Genomic DNA, 18,212 nt, shown 5'->3' with positions numbered 1-18,212 from the left:
TGGGGCGTTTTACATGAGCAGCTATACCAGGCAGGTTAAGCGATCAGGGCAAGGAGGCTGCCGACCAATCGATCGTAAACTGTCGAAACTTCTTCAGTCACTGACATCATGCGCAGCAGGTCATGGGGCATGTCCGGTGCCAGGATGATTTCCACTTTCACCCCGGATGCTTGCAAGCGCTCGGCGTACGCTTGCCCTTCATCCAGCAATGGGTCCAGGCCGGCCAGCAAGACAACGGCAGGAGCGACACCGCTCAGGCTCTCGGCGCGCAACGGCGAAAAGCGCCAGTCGTGACGATCCAGCGGTTCGCGTGCATAGAGGTCGTAGAACCACTCGAGCGTTTCGTCCTCCAGCAGATACCCCTCCCCGAACAGGGTACGAGAGGCGTATTCGCCTCCCGCGTCCGTGACTGGGTAACACAGCACTTGCCCGATTGGCCGGACCGCAGCAGCCTGGCCTTGCATGGCGCAATACAGGGCCAGGGCGGTGGCCAGAGTGGCGCCTACGCTGTCGCCCGCAAGGACGACGCGTCGCAGGTCCAGGCCCTGTGCCTGGGCCAACGAGGGCAACGCCTTGAGCACATCCCAACCGTCCTCGAAAGCCGTTGGGAAACGATGTTCGGGGGCCAGACGATAGCCCACCGAAACCACCGCGCAGCCCGATCGTGCGCACAGCTCACGACATACGCCATCATGGGAATCCAGACTGCCGACGACAAAGCCGCCGCCGTGAAAATATACCAGCGCCGGCAGCGGCCGGCCATCGGCCTGCGCAGGTTTGTACACACGCAGCGGCAAGGCCACACCATCGCGCGCGGTACAGGTCAGCGTACCGATCTCCAGGTCCTCCGGCGCCTGCCAGCGCAGACGCTGCGTGGCCAGTTCGAAACTCGTGCGAGCCTGAACCGGGCCAAGCTGATGCAAGGCCTGGTCCTGTGGGTTCATGGCAACCAGATCGAGAAACGCTTCCAGATCGTTGTTCAACTTGATATTCCTTGAAAAAAACCGCCTGGCGCTTGCATTCAAGCAGCGCCAGTCACGGAGAGACAGTGGTCGATCAGCAGTTCAAGTTCTTCGCGGTAGCTGTCCATCAAGGCGTCGATGGTCTGCGCCCGATAGCGGCGCTTGCTGTACACGCACCGCAATGAAAGTGAGCCATCGTAGACTTGACCGACGATTTCCAACCAGTTGGCCAGGCGCGCCCTCGGGCTGTAGCAGTCGCCCGAACCTTCCGGCGCGGGCTCAAGCAAGGCGTGTTTGTCGAAGCTTTGGTCGAACTGACCGAAATAGTTGAACGTCACACGTGGTTGAGCGGCAGCGGCAAGGCGCTCACGCATCCTTGGCTCGCCCAGATAACGCAACACGCCATAGCCGACACCTTTGTCAGGTACCGCCGCCAGTTGTCGTTGCGTCGCCTGGATCGACTCACCGACCGCCGCCGCATCCCCAGGCGCAAGACGTACCGGGAACATGCTGGTGAACCAGCCCACGGTCCGGGACAGATCCACGCCTTCGTAAAGGTCTTCGCGACCATGCCCTTCGAGTTGAATCAATGCGGCATCTTCGCGGCTCCAACGGCACAACACACGTGCCAGAGCCGCCAGCAGAATGTCGTTCACCTGGGTGCGATAGGCTGCAGGCGCCTGTTTGAGCAACTGCGCGGTCTTTTCCCGTGTCAGGTACAGATGGGCGGCCGCCTGCTCGCTCACCTCGTTGCGCCCCCGCGGGTTGTCGCAAGGAAACTCGTTCGACAGCGGCTCGAGTTGAGCGAGCCACCACTCACCCTGTTGCGCGGCAATCGTTTCCGCCTCTGTTCGCAGCCGCTCTGCCCAAGCCCTGTAGCTCGTGGTGCGAGCAGGCAATACTGGCCTGTCACCTTGGGTACAGGCTTGGTAGGCCTGCTGCAGGTCTTCGAGCAATACCCGCCATGAAACACCGTCCATGACCAGGTGATGAATAACCAACAACAGTCGCGCCTGCCCGTCGGCAAGCTGAACGTGCAGTGCTCGCCAGACAGGTCCATCGACAAGCCCCAGACTGCGTTGCGCCTGATTGGCCAGCGTCATCAGCGCCTGCTCATCACCAGCCTGTTCACGTTGCAGCAGCGGTTGCCTGACCTCACCGGGCGTCAGGTAGCGTTGCATCCAACGACCGTTCTCCTGGACGAAGCGCAGCCGCAAGGCGTCATGGTGCTCTTCGATGCATGCAAGCGCTTGCTCGAGCGCCTCCAAGTCTAGAGCGATGCGCGGCTTGAGCATCAGGGCCTGGTTGAAGTGCGACGGGTCCGGAAGATCCTCGGCGAACATCCATTCCTGGATGGGCAGCAGATTGAACAGGCCGTCGACCGCTCCGGTCTCGGCGACCTGCTCGGGCACGCGATCGGCCAGATCCTGCTTGCCGATAATCGCCTCGATGGTCTGATAACGAAGCACATCACGCAGTTTAAGATCCATGTCCAAGGTCGGGTGGTTTCTCACTCGAGACACAACCTGCAGACTGAGGATGGAGTCGCCGCCCATTTCGAAAAAGTTGTCCGTTATGCCGACGGAATCGACCTGCAACACCTCTTCCCAGATCTGTGCCAGCAACCGCTCCTGTTCGTTACGAGGCGCGACATACCCTGTCGATTCGAAGATCGGCGCCGGGAGGCGCTTGCGATCGAGTTTGCCGTTTGGCGTAACCGGGAACGCGGACAACACGATGATCTGCGACGGCACCATGTACTCCGGCAATTCAGCGGCCAATGCAGCTTTCAATGCCTTCGCCATGCGCGTGTCTTCGCCTACCACATACCCGATCAGTTGCTTGCCCACCGGCGTTTCGTGCACCACCACTACGGCGTCCCGCACACCGTCCCGGGTGCGCAGCACCGCTTCGACTTCACCGAGCTCGATCCGGAACCCCCTGATTTTGACCTGATTGTCGATACGGCCCACGTAGTCGACCACGCCATCATCCCGTCGACGTACCAGGTCACCACTGCGGTAGATACGCGCTCCGTCCTTACCCAGAGGGTCGGGCACGAAGCGCTCCGCCGTCAGGGCTGCACGGCCGTGATAGCCGCGAGCCACCCCGTCACCGCCAATCATCAATTCGCCCGCGAATCCTGGAGGCAGAGAATTGAGCTCGTCATCGAGTACGCGAAGGGAGCGCAGACCTACAGCATGTCCAATAGGCGCATAGGCAGCCGCACAATGACCGTCAGCTGGCACCTTCCACAGAAGCGGCGTCACAACCGTTTCGGTCGGGCCATAGCCATTGGTCAGCCAGGAAGGCTTGAGCGCAATCCTGACCTGCTCGAATGTCTGTTCGGGTACCGCATCACCACCGAAGCAGTAGATCAGCACCGGTGGCGGCTGATCGCCACTGGCCTGCACCGCCTCTGCCAACTGTTTCAGGTAGGCCGGAGGGAAGCAGGCGATGGTGATGCGCTGGCGCCACAAGGCCTCCAGGGTCTGCTCCACGGTCCACAAGTCACCGTCGCGAATCACCAGCGTGCCACCGCTGAGCAAGGTACTCAGCCAGCGCTCCTGAGCACCATCGAAAGCGAACGACATGAAATGCAGCTCTCGCGTCGACGGCCCCATTTCATATCGTTCCACGATAGCCTGGCAATGCCGACTCAGTGGTCCCTGAGCAACGGCCACGCCCTTGGGCTTGCCGGTCGAACCTGATGTGTAGATCAGGTAGGCCAGGTTGCTATCTTCGATGGTCGCCGGAGGCAGCGCGGGCTGCTGGACAGGATAATCGTCGTCAGGCTCGACCACTTGCACGCGTTCCAGTGACGGAAGGCACTGGAGCAGCGAGCGGCGTGTCACCAGCAGCTCCATGCCAGAATCTTCGATCATCCAGGCCAGACGATCGGCAGGATACTCAAGATCCAGAGGTACGTAGGCGGCACCCGTCTTCATGATCGCCAGCAATGTCACGACCAACTCCAGCGACCGTTCCAGGGCGACGCCGACGATCACTTCGGGCGCTGCCCCCTTGAGCCGCAGCACGGTGCAAAGGCGCTCGGCCTGCTGCTCCAGCTCCGCATAAGAGAGGCTGCGCTCGGCACACACCAGCGCGATGGCATCAGGTTGGCGCAGCGCTTGCGCTGCGATCGACTGAGCCAATGTCTGCCCACCGTAAACCGTCGCAGGTTCAGCGCCCCATCGCGCTGCCTGCTCCAGTTGTGCAGGCGGCAGGCACTGGAGATTGCCGATTCGAGCCCGAGGCTGGCCCAGCATGGCGTCGAGCGTGGCTTCCATGGTCTGGCGGATGCCGTGTACCGACGCCTCACTGAAACTGTTGCGCAGGTACAAGTATTCGATCGACAACGTGTCGTTGAGGTGTACAGCCAAGTCCATGGGGACGTTTGTGACACCCACGCCACTGGATTCGCCAAAGCCTACTTCGGTATCGGATGACTCACGCATGCTCTCGTCGATCGGGTAATTCTCGAACACGATGATGCTGTCGAACAGCGTCTGTCCTGGGGTACCTGACCACCTCTGGACATCGTTTAGTGGGGTATGCGACCAGTTGCGCAGCTCCAGGTTGTATGCCTGCAGGTCACGGAGCCAGTCTTCCAGGCACGCGGTCGGATCAAGTTCCTGCGATACCGGCAACGTATTAATGAACAGACCCAAGGTGCTGTCGGCGTCCGGCAGCGACTCCGGCCGACCGGCGACGGTCGCCCCGAAGGTAACTGCAGATTTGCCCGTGTAACGTTGCAGCAACAGCAACCAGGCGCCCTGGATCACGGTGTTGGGCGTGATCCTCAGGCTTCGGCAGTAATCCTGCAGACGCGTCGTCCACGCGTTGTCCCAGCGCGAATAAAGTGCGTTGTGCCCGGTTTCGGTAGAGCTGTGCCGCGGGTGAATCGTCTGGGCCAGCAAGGTGGGCTCGACACCGGTCAGACTTTCACGCCAGAACGCCTCCTGCCGCCCCTTGTCCTGAGACTTCAGCCACGCGATAAAATCACCATAGCGGCCGACAGTACCGGACACCGGTTTGTCGGCGTAGTGCTGCATGACCTCGGCAAACAGCCGGGAAGTGCTCCAGCCATCCATCAGGATGTGGTGGCTGGTCCAGATCATGTGATAGGTGTTCGAGTCCAGCTTCACCAGCAACAGCCGATGCAGAGGCGCCTGCGTCAGGTCGAAACCGTTCAGCCACTCTTCATGGGCAAGCGCCTGCAAAATGGCCTCAGGCGCCTCGCTGCCCTGCAGATCGACTTCCCGCACGGGCATCTGTGCATGTGCATGGACAACCTGCAGCGGCTCAGACAGCCCGGCCCAGTGGAAACTGGTGCGCAGTACTTCGTGACGGGCTGTCACCGCAGCCCATGCCCGAATGAAGCGCTCCGTCTTCAGGCCGGTCACCGGCAAGCTGACCTGATGGATGTACAGCCCTTCCCCCTTCTCCTCGATGGAATGGAACAGCATGCCTTGTTGCATCGGCGAGAGCGGGTAGACATCTTCGATGACGTCGGCGGGCAGCGGCAACAGCGCTCGTTGTGCTTCACTGACGACGACACGTGCAATGACCGGCGCTTCGGAAGCTGGCGCCTGGTGCTCCAGCGTCGCGGCCAGTTGAGCGATGGTCTGGTGCTCGAATACCCGTTTCGGAGAGACCTCGTAACCAGCGAGTCGCGCCTTGCTGGCGATCCGGATCGACACGATCGAGTCGCCACCGAGTTCGAAGAAATTGTCGTGGATACCTACCTTTTCCCGCTGCAGGACTTCTTGCCAGATCTGCGCCAGGGCGCCTTCGACTTCGTTACCTGGGGCGGTGTATTGCTGCACGGTAGCTTTGAGCTCGGGCATCGGCAGACGCTTGCGGTCCAGCTTGCCGTTGGGAGACAGCGGCATGCTGTCGAGCAGGACATAATGGTAAGGCACCATGTAATCCGGCAGTCGTCGGGTCAGCACAGCCTTCACATCGCTCAGGTGGTCTTCCTGGTCGATAACGACAAAGGCCACGAGCTGCTTGCCGGTCGCGAGATCAATTGCCAGAACTGCAGCCTCCTGCACGGCCGGGTGCTCCAGCAGGCTCGCCTCGATTTCGCCAAGCTCGATACGCAGGCCGCGGATCTTCACCTGGTGGTCGATCCGCCCAGCGTACTCGATCACCCCGTCTTCACGCTGTCGTGCCAGGTCGCCCGTACGGTACAGACGCTCCCCGTCACCGAAAGGGCTGACACAGAAACGCTCGGCCGTCAGCATCGCTCGTTCATGGTAGCCGCGCGCCAGGCCAATACCGCCCAGATACAGCTCGCCCGTGACGGGCGGCGGCACCGGATTGAGCTCATCGTCAAGAATGTAGGTACGCAGGTTGGCAATAGGCTTGCCGATCGGAACGCTGTGGCTCTGTTCGTCCACACAATGCCAATGGGTGACATCGATGGCCGCTTCGGTAGGCCCGTACAGGTTGTAGAACTGGGCACCCGGCAACAATGCCATCGCGCTGCGCTGCAACTCCAGAGGCAGCGCCTCGCCAGAACACATCACCCGCCGTAGCGACGTGCAAGCCGCCTGCGGGCTGTCGCCGCTGATGAAGGCGTGCAGCATTGATGGCACGAAGTGCAAGGTGGTGATCGCTTCGGACTCGATCAGACGCATCAGCATCGCCGGATCGCGATGCTCGCCCGGCTGGGCAAGCACCAGCCGGGCTCCCGTCATCAAAGGCCAGAAGAACTCCCACACCGAAACATCGAAGCTGAAAGGGGTTTTCTGCAGCACCTTGTCATCGGCGCCCAATGCGTAGGCTTCCTGCATCCAGAAGAGCCTGTTCAGAAGCGCTTCATGGGTATTGGCCGCACCTTTTGGCTTACCCGTCGAGCCCGAGGTATAGATCACATAGGCCAGGTTCCCGGGGTGCCCCGCAAACGTCAGGTTGTCAGCTTCGCGCGGCAGATCGTCGTCCGGCCCGTCTAGCATAATGGCCTGGATATGCGGACAAGCCGGCAACTGAACATCTCGATGGGTCAACAGCAGTTGGATACGGCTGTCTTCGATCATGTACGCCAGACGGTCCTGTGGATACTCAGGGTCGAGGGGCACATAGGCCCCTCCTGCTTTCAGGATCGCCAGCAACCCCACAACCATGTCCACCGAACGTTCCAGGGCAATGCCGACCAATACGTCCGGGCCCACCCCGCGATCCCGCAAGCTGTGCGCCAGGGCATTGGCGCGGGCATTGAGCTGTCGGTAAGTGAGCTGCTGCCCCGCAAAAACCAGTGCAATGGCATCGGGCCTTTGCAGAGCCTGTGTCTCGAATAGCTGATGCACGCAGTGCGAACCCGGATAGCTGACCGTCGTGTGGTTCCACTCCTCCACGATGCGACGGTATTCATCCACACCCAACATCGGCAGCTCGGCGATGAGGCGTTGCGGTTTCTGGATGATGGCATGCAGCAAATTGGCAAAGTGCCCGGCGATCTGCTCGATGTCACGGTCGCTGAAGCTGGAACGGTCATAGCTGTAGTGAACGGACAGTTGCGCACCCAAGCCTATGGCCAAGGTCAACGGGTAGTTGGTCTGCTCGTGAATGTGCGTATCAGTGAACGTCAAGCCTGCGGGAGCACCTTCGCGCAACGCCTCGGAAACAGGGTAGTTCTCGAACACCAGCAAGGTATCGAACAGCCCATCCGCAGCCACGCCCGCCAGACGCTGGACGTCATACAGCGCTGTGTGTTCGTGCTCACGCAATGCCAGGTTCCGGCCCTGCAACTCGGTGACCCATTGCGCCACGGTCATCGTCGGCTGTAGCCGGTTGATCACCGGCAAGGTATTGATGAACAGGCCCAGCTGATGTTCAGCGCCAGCCACTTCCGCCGGCCGGCCAGCGACCGTGGCGCCCACGGCGACGCATTCCTGGCCAGTATGGCGTTGCAGAAGCAACAACCAGGCTGCTTGCACCAGCGTATTGACGGTGACCCGTCGCTCACGGGCGAACTCACTCAGGGAGGGCTGCCAGTCCAGCACCTGATAATGATCGGCATAACCGCTGTCCTGGTTCGACTTGCCTTGTCGGAATACTAGCGCCAGATGTGTCGGCTCCTGCAGATCCTGCAATTGCTCCCGCCAGAAGACCTCGCTGCGATCCCTGCTCTGGGCCTGCAGCCACTGGATGTAGTCACGGTAACGTCCTGGCTTACGCTCGGCCGGCTGCCCCGCGTAGTGCTGCAGGACCTCGCCAAACAACTGCGAGTTGCTCCAGCCATCCATGAGGATATGGTGGCTGGTATAGATCAGGTGATGGCTGTCGGGGCCAGTACGGATCGCGGTGATCCTGAGCAGTGGATCACTCAGCAGGTCGAACCCCCTGCGCCGATCATTTTCGGCCCAGACGGAAAGCTCCTGCTGCAGGTCTTCGTGCGCCGACCAGTCCAGCTCGATGCAGGGTATCTGCACCTGCTGGCGAATGATCTGAAATGGCTGCTCGTACAGCGTGATGAAACTGGCCCGCAGGACATCATGCTGCGCCGCCATCGCTTGCCAGGCCTGATCGAACCGCGCCACGTCCAGGCCCTGGACGTCGACGCGCATCTGGTTGATGTAATCTCCGGTCTGCTCATAGGCGCTGTGGAACAGCATCCCCTGCTGCATCGGCGACAGGGGGTAGATGTCTTCGATTCCGGAGACGGCGACAGGCAGCGCGTCAAGTTGCGACTGGCTCAAGTTGCACAGCGGGAAATCCGAAGGCGTCCTGCCAAATGCACCTTCGGACACGCAGTGGTCGATCAGGCTCTGCAATTCCCGAGCGTATTCGGCTGCCAGTCGTTCAACCGTCGTGATCTCGAACATGGCTTGGCTGAAGGTCCAGTTCAGGCTCAGCTCGCCTTTGAATATCTGCCCATCGATCGATAACCAGTTGCCCAGTGGCGCTGTCTCGGCACGGCTTGCGCCACTGTGCTCGGCAGCTGGCACCAGGAAGGCTGCGGCGCGGAGTTCGTCGGCAGGCTCGTCGAAGCTGGCATCGAACTGTCCAAGGTAGTTGAAGGTGATCCTGGGCGGTGCCAGCTCCGCCAAGGCCTGGCGGGTCTCCCGATCGCCCAGATAGCGCAGCGCACCAAACCCAAGCCCCTTGTTGGGGACCGCACGCAGTTGCTCCTTGATGGTCTTGATTGAGGTCTCCATCGATTCGGCGGTGGTGAGGTTGACCGGGAACATGCTAGTGAACCAACCCACGGTACGGCTGAGGTCGACAGTATCGCACAGCTCTTCACGACCGTGCCCTTCCAGTTGCACGAGCACATCATCCTGCTTCGTCCAGCGGGCGATCACCCTGGCCAACGCCGTCAGTAACAAGTCGTTGACCTGGGTGCGATAAGCCCCGGGGGCGTGCTGCAGGAGCTGGCGGGTGTAGCGCTGATCGAGCCGTGTCCGGGCGACGGCTGCATGCCTGGCCTGCAGCGAGCCGTCAGCATTGTCGCAAGGGAGCGTGGTATCGACACCCGCCGACAGCGCCTGCCAATACGGCAGTTCATTACGCAATACCTCGGTGTTGGCATACGTCTGCAGCGCCTCGGCCCATGCCTTGACGGAACTGGTCTTGGCCGGCAGAACAATGGTTTGACCGCGCTCCGTCTGACGGTAGGCAGTCTGCAGATCTTCGAGCAGAATTCGCCATGAAACACCATCCACGACCAGATGGTGGATCACCAGCAACAACCGCTGGGTACCGTCGGGCAGGTCGGCCAGGACGGCCCGCAGCAGTGGCCCTTGCCCCAGATCGAGGCTGCGCTGCGCCTCTTCGCACAAGCCAGGCAGTTCGGACGGGTGCTGAAGTTGTGCTTGCCACAGACTGGCCGCCTGGGCTGGTTCGCCAATCTCGCGATACCAGGCGGACCAACCGCCGCTGTCCTGCTGCAAAAAGCTCAAACGCAACGCATCGTGATGGACCAAAAGTGCTTGCAATGCACGGTCGAGCACGTCGAGATCCATGGTCTGCCCGGGCTTGAGCAGAAGGGCCTGGTTCCAGTGGTGACGGTCGGCGATGGCATCATCGAAGAATGCCTGGTGGATCGGCAGGAGCTGCATCTCTCCCTGCACAGCGCCCTGATCGATCTGCATGGCCTGGGTCTGACCGTTGCCGACCACTGCCGCCAGCCCTTCGACGGTCTGGAGCTGGAACAGCTGCTTGGGGGTGAACGTCATGCCCTCGCGCCGGGCTCTGCTGACCACCTGGATCGAGATGATCGAATCGCCGCCCAGTTCGAAGAAGTTGTCGGTAGCCCCTACCCGCTCAAGTTTGAGCACGTCGGCCCAGATCGCGGCGATTCGCTGCTCGATATCGTTACGCGGCGCCACATGGTTTTTCTGCCGCTGACGCGCATCAGGCCGTGGCAGTGCCTTGCGATCCAGCTTACCGTTCGGGGTCAGCGGGAGGGCATCAACAAGCAGCAGATGGCTGGGAACCATGTAGTCCGGCAGTGTGGCCTTGAGGTGCCGACGCAGATGTTCTTCCAGTTCTCGAGCATGCACATCGACAACCAGGTAGGCGGCCAGCTGCTTGCCACCTGGCCCATCGATGTCGATCACCACGGCCTCGCGCACGCTCTCGTGCTCCAGGAGCCTGGACTCGATCTCGCCAAGCTCGATGCGCAGACCGCGTATCTTCACCTGATGGTCGAGGCGGCCTGCGTATTCGATCACTCCACCCGAACGGTACCGCGCCAGGTCCCCGGTGCGATACAGCCGTGCACCGCCCTGCTCGCTCCGATCATATGGGTCGGGCACGAACCGCTCGGCCGTAAGCCCCGGTCGACGATGATACCCTCGCGCCAGCCCCACTCCCCCCAGGTAGAGCTCGCCTGCCGTACCTTGAGGTACCGGCAGCAAGGCGCTGCTGAGGATATGGGTCTTAAGGTTGTCGATCGGTGTGCCGATCGGCACGCTGCCATTGGCTTGGGTCTGACAGGTCCAGTGGGTAACGTCGATCGCCGCTTCCGTCGGGCCATAAAGGTTGAAGAGCCCCGCTTGCGGGAGCCTGGCCAGGACCTGCTCCGAAAGATCAGCAGGCAATGCCTCGCCGCTGCACACCACCCGCTTCAGGGTTTCGCACAGCTCCACATGCTCGCTGGTCATGAAGGCCTGGAGCATCGACGGAACGAAATGCAAGGTCGTGACCTTGTGCTGCCTGATCGCCTCGACCAGACGTTCGGGATCCCGATGATCGCCAGGTCGAGCCACCGCCAGCCGCGCTCCGGTGAACAGTGGCCAGAAGAATTCCCACACTGATACGTCGAAACTGAAGGGGGTCTTCTGCAGCACGGTGTCGCCGTAATCCAGACCGTAGGCCTTCTGCATCCACCAGAGCCGGTTGACCAGTGCCTGATGGGAGTTACCCGCGCCCTTTGGCTTGCCGGTGGAGCCGGAGGTATAGATCACGTAGGCCAGGTCGGCCGGCAAGTTGAGGTTGACAGGGTCTGCATCGCTGTAAGCAGCCAGCCAGTCATCTGCGCCATCGAGCACGATGCAGGCCACGCCAGGCCCGATCGGCAATTGGTGGAGCAGAGCAGTTTGAGTCAGCAGCAGACGGATGCCACTGTCTTCCATCATGTAAGTCAGGCGTTCAGCTGGGTACTCCGGATCGAACGGTACATACGCGCCCCCGGCCTTGAGAACGGCGAGCAGCCCGACCACCATCTCGAGCGAACGCTCCACCGCGATACCTACCAGCACGTCCGGGCCTACCCCTTGGTCGCGCAATGCGTGGGCGAGCCGGTTGGCGCGTTGGTTCAGTTGACGGTAGGTCAAGACATCCTCGCCGAACACGACCGCAGGGGCCTGCGGCGTCGCGCGGGCTTGCGCTTCGATCAACTGATGCATGCCCTGGTCGGCAGGGTAGGATGCTTGAGTGCTGTTCCACTGCTCCACGATCTCGCGATGTTCCTGCGCCCCCAGCATCGGCAACTCGGCGACACGTTGCCAAGGCCGCTCGGCGATCGCCTCCAACAAGTGGGTCCAATGCGAAGCCATGCGGGCGATCGACGAACCTTCGAACAGCGCGGTAGCGTAGTTGAGCTCTACCGCAATCCCATGCTCATGCTCGACAGTATTCAGCGTCAGGTCGAATTGCGCGGTCTGTCGCTCCCAGGCGATGCCTTCTACATGCAGCCCCTGGAGACGCCGAGCATCACCCCTGGACTGCGTCTGGTGGTTGTACATGACCTGGAACAATGGGCTGTGACTCAGGCTTCGTTCCGGGTGCAGTGCTTCGACCAGTTGTTCGAAGGGAAGGTCCTGATGAGCCTGGGCCGCCAACGTGGTCTTGTGCATCTGGCCAAGCAGGCCCGTGAACGTCAGGGAGTCATTGAACTCGGCCTTGAGTACCTGAGTGTTGACGAAGAAGCCGATCAGACGCTCGGTTTCAACCCGATTGCGATTGGCGACAGGAACCCCGACACGCACTTCATCCTGACCCGAGTAGCGATGCAGCAAGGTCTGGAAGCTGGCCAGCAGCAGTGTGAAAAGCGTCACGCCCTGCTGCTGCGCCTGCTGCTTGAGCACGCCGCAAAGCCCTGCTTCGAGCTCGAACTTCAGGCTAGCGCCTTCAAAGCGCTGAGTCGCCGGGCGTGGACGGTCGCTGGGCAGCTCCAGCACTGGATGCTCATCCCCCAGGTGCGCCTGCCAGTACGCCAGCTGGCGCTCCTGCTCGCCGGCCTCCATCCAGTGCCTCTGCCAGATGGCATAGTCGGCATACTGGATAGGTAGTGGTGCCAGTTCCACAGCATCGCCAGTACTGGCATGGGCGTAATGCTCGATGAGCTCGTCGACCAGCACCTGCATTGACCAGCCATCGGTAGCAATGTGGTGCAGGGTGACGATCACCACATGATCATGTTCATGCAGACGCAGCAACTTGACCCTGATCGGCCACTGCCGCTCCAGATCGAAAGGCGTCTGTGCCTCGGATTCGACCCATGCCTTGAGCTGAGGATCGCTTGCAGAAGCAGGCCCGATGTCGACTGGCTGCGCTTCGAGTTCGAACGACTCCGACGGGTGAATGACCTGCACAAGCTGCTCGTCGTCGAACGCGAACGTGGTGCGCAAGGTTTGATGCCGCACAATCAAGGCCTGGAAGGCCCCACGCAGGGCATCGATATTCAGGTCTCCCTGCAGTCTCAGAGCGATAGGCAGGTTGTAGGCCGTGCTCTGCGGGTCCATCTGCCACAGGAACCATTGACGCTGTTGGGCGAACGATACCGGGACGCGGTCGAACAGCGACTGGGTACAAGGCACTGGCAAGTTGGCCGGAGAAATGTTCTCGGCGTGCATCTTCTGCAGATACAGCTTGCGCTTGGCCAACGGCAGCGTGACAAAACGCTTGGCGATATTCAGCGCGGCATCATTACTCATTCATTCACCTCGAACTCTTCAAAAAGCATATCCAGACGCTGCAGTTTTTCGTCGAAAGCCGACGCGTCGCCGATGGATTCGATGTATCTGGCGAAATCGCCCAGGACCGGGTACTGGAACAGCACGGCCGGTTCCACGGTCAATCCCAGGGAAAGTTGCAAGCGCGAGAGCACCGACAGCGCCAGCAGCGAATGCCCTCCCAGGTCGAAGAAGTTGTCATTGAGACCGACCTTCTCGACATTCAGCAGCTGTGCCCAGACGGCAGCGACCTGCTGCTCGACCTCGCTCTGCGGCGCGACATGGCCTTGCTGCGATACGCCAAGGTCGGGCTGGGGCAAGGCTTTGCGGTCCAGCTTGCCGTTGGGCGTCAGCGGCAGCGCATCGAGCCAGGTCAGGTACGCGGGGACCATGTAATCCGGCAAGGACGCGCGCAGCTGCTCGCGCAGGTGCCGACGCAAGGCGCTGCGCTGTTCCTCCGTCGCGACCACTTCGCCGTTCGAGACCAGGTAGCCGGCCAGTTGCTTGCCGCCAGGCCCATCGATGTCGATGACCACCGCCTCGCGCACCGCAGGATCATCAATCAGCCTTGCCTCGATCTCGCCCAGTTCGATGCGATAGCCCCGCACCTTCACCTGGTGGTCGATGCGGCCCACGTACTCGAGCAGGCCATCGTTGCGATAGCTGGCCAGGTCACCCGTACGGTAGAGCCTGCCACCGCCCTGCCCGCTACGATCGTAGGGGTCCGGGACGAAGCGCTCGGCGGTCAGTGCGGCACGGCGCTGATACCCCCGGGCCAGGCCATCGCCACCGATCATCAGTTCCCCGGCCAGGCCGGCCGCGGCTGTCGAGAGATCGTGCGCCATGACCTGTAAGGTGGTGTTGGCGATCGGATTGCCCAGCAACGGCAAAGGGTGTTCGTTGTCCAGGCAGTACGCCGCCGACCAGATCGTCGTTTCGGTTGGCCCGTAAAGGTTCCAGATGCGCCCGCACAACGGCAGGAGCTGCTCGGCCAGGTCGACAGGCAGCGCCTCACCGCCACTGATGACCTTACAGCCACGCAAGGTCTGCGCCGGCAGCGCCTGCAGCAGCATGCGCCAGGTCGACGGTGTGGCCTGGATGGTGGTGATGGCGTGGCGCTCGATCACCGCCTGCAGCGCCGACGGGTCTTTGTTCTGGCGCTCGCCGAGCAGTACCACCGAAGCCCCGGCCAACAGCGGCAGGTAAAGCTCCAGGCCGGCGATGTCGAACGACAGCGAAGTCAGCGCCAGGACCCGGTCGCTGGCGTCGATCCCAGGCTCGACAGCCATGCTGGCGAGGAAGTTGACCAGTGCCTGGTGGCGTACCTCGACCCCCTTGGGACGACCGGTGGAACCGGAGGTGTAGATGCAATAGGCGAGATGCTCGGGGTGCTGCACGATGCCGAGATTCTCGCCATCGAAGCCTTCGACCTGATGCCAGTCGCTGTCCAGGCACCAGGCCTGCGCGCCGTGCGTGGGCAGTTGCGGCAGCAGATGACTGAGGGTCAGCAACAAGTGCGCCCCACTCTGCTCCATCATGTACGCCAGGCGCTCGCGGGGGTATTCCGGGTCCAGTGGCACATAGGCGCCGCCGGCCTTGAGAATCGCCAGCAGGCCCACGACCATTTCCACCGACCGTTCGACGACAATCGCGACCAGCACATCTGGCCCGACGCCCAACGTGCGCAGCTTGCTCGCCAGCCGGTTGGCACGCTGGTTGAGCTCGCGGTAGTTCAAGGTCTGCTCGGCAAACCGCAGAGCCGGGGCCTCAGGGGTACGCGCGACCTGCATTTCGAACAACTCGGGCAGGCAGTGCGCCTGCGGGTACTGCATCTGGGTACGGTTCCAGTCGTGGACGATGCGCTGTTGTTCCTGGTCATCGAGCATCTGCAGTTCACCGACAGGAGTATCGGCGTGTTGCACCAGCGCGTGCAGCAGATTGGCAAAGTGCCGGGCGATCTGTTCGACGCCGGTGTCGCCGAGGTGGCTACGGTCGTAGTGGTAATGGATCGTCAGCGCATTGCCCGACTCGATCATCAGCGTCAACGGATAGTTGGTCCGCTCACGATTCTGCGTGCCCGAAAACACCAGGCCTGCGCTGGAACCCTGCTGCAGGACTTCACCAACCGGGTAGTTCTCGAACACCAGCAGCGTGTCGAACAACTGCTCACCGGCCGAGCCCGCCCAACGCTGAATGTCATAGAGCGGCGTGTGCTCATGTTCGCGCATGCTCAGGTTCTGCGCCTGCAGACGTTCGACCCACTCCCCCACCCGCAGGTCAGGCTGCAGCCTGCCAGCCACCGGCAAGGTGTTGATGAACAGGCCCAGCTGCTGCTCGACACCGCGCAGGTCTGTCGGCCGCCCGGCAACCGTGGCACCAAATGCAACGCCTTCCTGGCCGGTATAGCGGTGCAACAGCAGTAGCCAGGCAGCCTGCAGCAAGGTATTGACCGTCACCCGCCGTTGCCTGGCAAACGCGCTCAACGCCTGGAAGCACGCCGGGTCGAGCGTCTGATGATGTTCGCCATGGCCAGTGTCCGCGCGGCTGCGATCCTGACGCAGCGCCTGAGCCAGCCGCGTGGGCTCGGTGAGGTGCAGCAATTGCTGACGCCAGAACGTCTCGCTCTGCCCCGCGTCCTGGCGCTGCAGCCACTCGATATAGTCGCGGTAGCGGCCTGCCGGGTGCTCCAGGGCAACGCCGGCGTAGTGTTGCAACACCTCGCCCAGCAGCTGCGCATTGCTCCAGCCATCCATCAGGATATGGTGGCTGGTAAAAATCAGGTGATGCCGGCCGCTGCCTGTCCGGATGCCCGTCAGTCGCAGCAACGGTGCGGCCTGCAAGTCGAAGCCACGCCGACGATCCGCCTCGGCCCAGGCATCCAGACGCCCCTCGAGGTCATCCTGGTCGGCCCAGTCCAGCACGTCGAACGGCAGCTCGACGTGCTTGCGAATCACCTGCACCGGGCGTTCCAGATGGGCGACGAATGCGGCGCGCAATACGTCGTGTCGATCCAGCATTGCCTGCCAGGCACGCTTGAAACGCTCGATATCCAGCCCCGAGACGTTGACTCGCATCTGATTGACGTACTCACCCTGGCCCTGCTCGAAGACCGTGTGAAACAGCATGCCCTGCTGCATGGGCGAGAGCGGATAGATGTCATCGATGGCAGCCGCCGGGATCGGCAACGCATCCAGCTGGGCCTGGTCCAGCGCTGCCAGCGGCACATCGGACGGTGTCAGGCCGACCGCGCCCTGGCTGACGCAATGGTCGATCAACGCCTGGAGTTCGGTCATGTAGTCGTCGGCCAGGGCCTGGACCGTGGTGCGGTCGAACATGGCCTGGCTGAACGTCCAGGCGAGGCTCAACTCGCCGGCATAGACCTGCCCGTTGATCGACAGCAGGTTTTCCAGCAGGGCCTCGGCAGACTGGCTGGCGCCGCTGCTTTCGCTGGCTGGCTGCAGGAATCGCTGGGTGCCCGGGCCCGCGCCTTCGGCAAAGGTACTGTCAAGCTGCCCCAGGTAATTGAAGGTGATGGGGGGCACTGGCAGGCCAGTCAGCACATTGTGCGCGTGCGAATCCCCCAGGTAGCGCAGCGCGCCATAGCCGATGCCCTTGTCTGGGATGGCGCGAAGTTGCTCCTTGATCTGCTTGATGGAGGCGCCGAGGTCCGACGCAGCGGTCAGCTTCACGGGGAAGAGGCTGGTCAGCCAGCCGACCGTCCGCGTCAGGTCGACCGCATCGAACAGGTCCTCACGGCCGTGTCCTTCCAGTTGCACCAGCACGTCTTCGCGTTGGGTCCAACGGGCAACCACCCGGGCCAGTGCGGTCAGCAGCAAGTCGTTGACCTGGGTGCGGTATGCCGTCGGCGCCTGTTGCAACAGCCGTGAGGTCTGCTGCCGGTCCAGGCGTGCATGCACCGTCGCGCCGTGGCGGCCATGCAACGACCCATCCGCCCTGTCCAGAGGCAGTTGCGGGTCAACCCCTTGCAACTGCGACTGCCAATAGCCGAGCTCTGCCTGCAGCGCTTCGCTTTGCGCGTAGGCCTGCAGCCGTTCGGCCCAGGCTTTGGTCGAGGTGGTCTTGGCAGGCAACACGGCAGGCTGACCTGCCACGTGACGGTCATAGGCGCTTTGCAGGTCTTCCAGGAGAATGCGCCAGGACACGCCATCCACCGCCAGGTGATGAATCACCAGAAGCAGGCGCTGGCTGCCATCGGGCAGGGTCGCCAATACACCGCGCAACAGCGGCCCCTGCTGCAGGTTCAGGCTGCGCTGCGCGCGCTCGCACAGGTCGTGTAGCGCGTCAGGATCGGTCAGGGTCTCGGCCCACAGCAACCCGGCCTCGACGTCGCCCGGCGCACAATAAGCGGCGTGCCAAGCGCCCGCGTCCTGGGGTGGCGTGAAGCGCAGGCGCAACGCATCGTGATGCTCAAGCAGCGCGTGCAAGGCCTTCTCCAGCGCGGCGCTATCGATGACCTTGGTCGAGGTCAGCAGGACCGCCTGGTTCCAGTGATGTGGCTCGGCGATCGACTGTTCGAGGAACGCCTGCTGGATCGGCAGCAAGCGTGTCTCGCCGATCACCGGCGCCTGGTCGATCTGCGGGCCGTTGCCTTCCATGCGCGTGGCCACCGAGGCCAGGTCTTGTACGGTCTGATGCTGGAACAGCGCCTTGGGCGTGAAGCGGATACCGGCCTGCCTTGCCCGGCTGACGACCTGGATCGAGATGATCGAGTCCCCTCCCAGTTCGAAGAAGTTGTCCGTCACACCGACCTGATCGAGCTTCAGCACCTCGGCCCAGATCGTCGCGATCTGTTGCTCCAGCGCGTTGCGCGGGGCCACGTAGC

Annotated in this window: 3 protein-coding genes and 1 pseudogene; all 4 read right to left on the bottom strand. The window is 62.2% G+C overall.

Annotated features, from left to right (window positions below):
• Nucleotides 1-35: 35 nt before the first annotated feature.
• The gene (locus ACF8RA_RS12055; protein WP_392519213.1) at nt 36-989 is read right to left on the bottom strand and encodes an alpha/beta hydrolase fold domain-containing protein; all 954 of its coding nucleotides are present in this window, start codon (nt 987-989) and stop codon (nt 36-38) included.
• Nucleotides 990-1,021: 32 nt separating this feature from the next.
• Nucleotides 1,022-13,351, bottom strand: a complete 12,330-nt coding sequence (locus ACF8RA_RS12050; RefSeq protein ID WP_392519191.1) for a non-ribosomal peptide synthase/polyketide synthase — start codon at nt 13,349-13,351, stop codon at nt 1,022-1,024.
• Entirely contained in the window at nt 13,348-17,985 is a 4,638-nt protein-coding gene (locus ACF8RA_RS12045) for an amino acid adenylation domain-containing protein (RefSeq protein WP_392519212.1), read from the bottom strand. Before ACF8RA_RS12045 ends, ACF8RA_RS12050 begins: the two co-directional genes overlap by 4 nt.
• A 75-nt stretch (nt 17,986-18,060) precedes the next feature.
• Nucleotides 18,061-18,212: pseudogene (locus ACF8RA_RS12040) on the bottom strand (phosphopantetheine-binding protein); the annotation flags it as partial.

This window comes from Pseudomonas sp. FYR_5 (assembly GCF_043106315.1).
Taxonomy (GTDB): domain Bacteria; phylum Pseudomonadota; class Gammaproteobacteria; order Pseudomonadales; family Pseudomonadaceae; genus Aquipseudomonas; species Aquipseudomonas putida_Y.
This window is presented reverse-complemented; position numbering and strand designations above follow the sequence as displayed.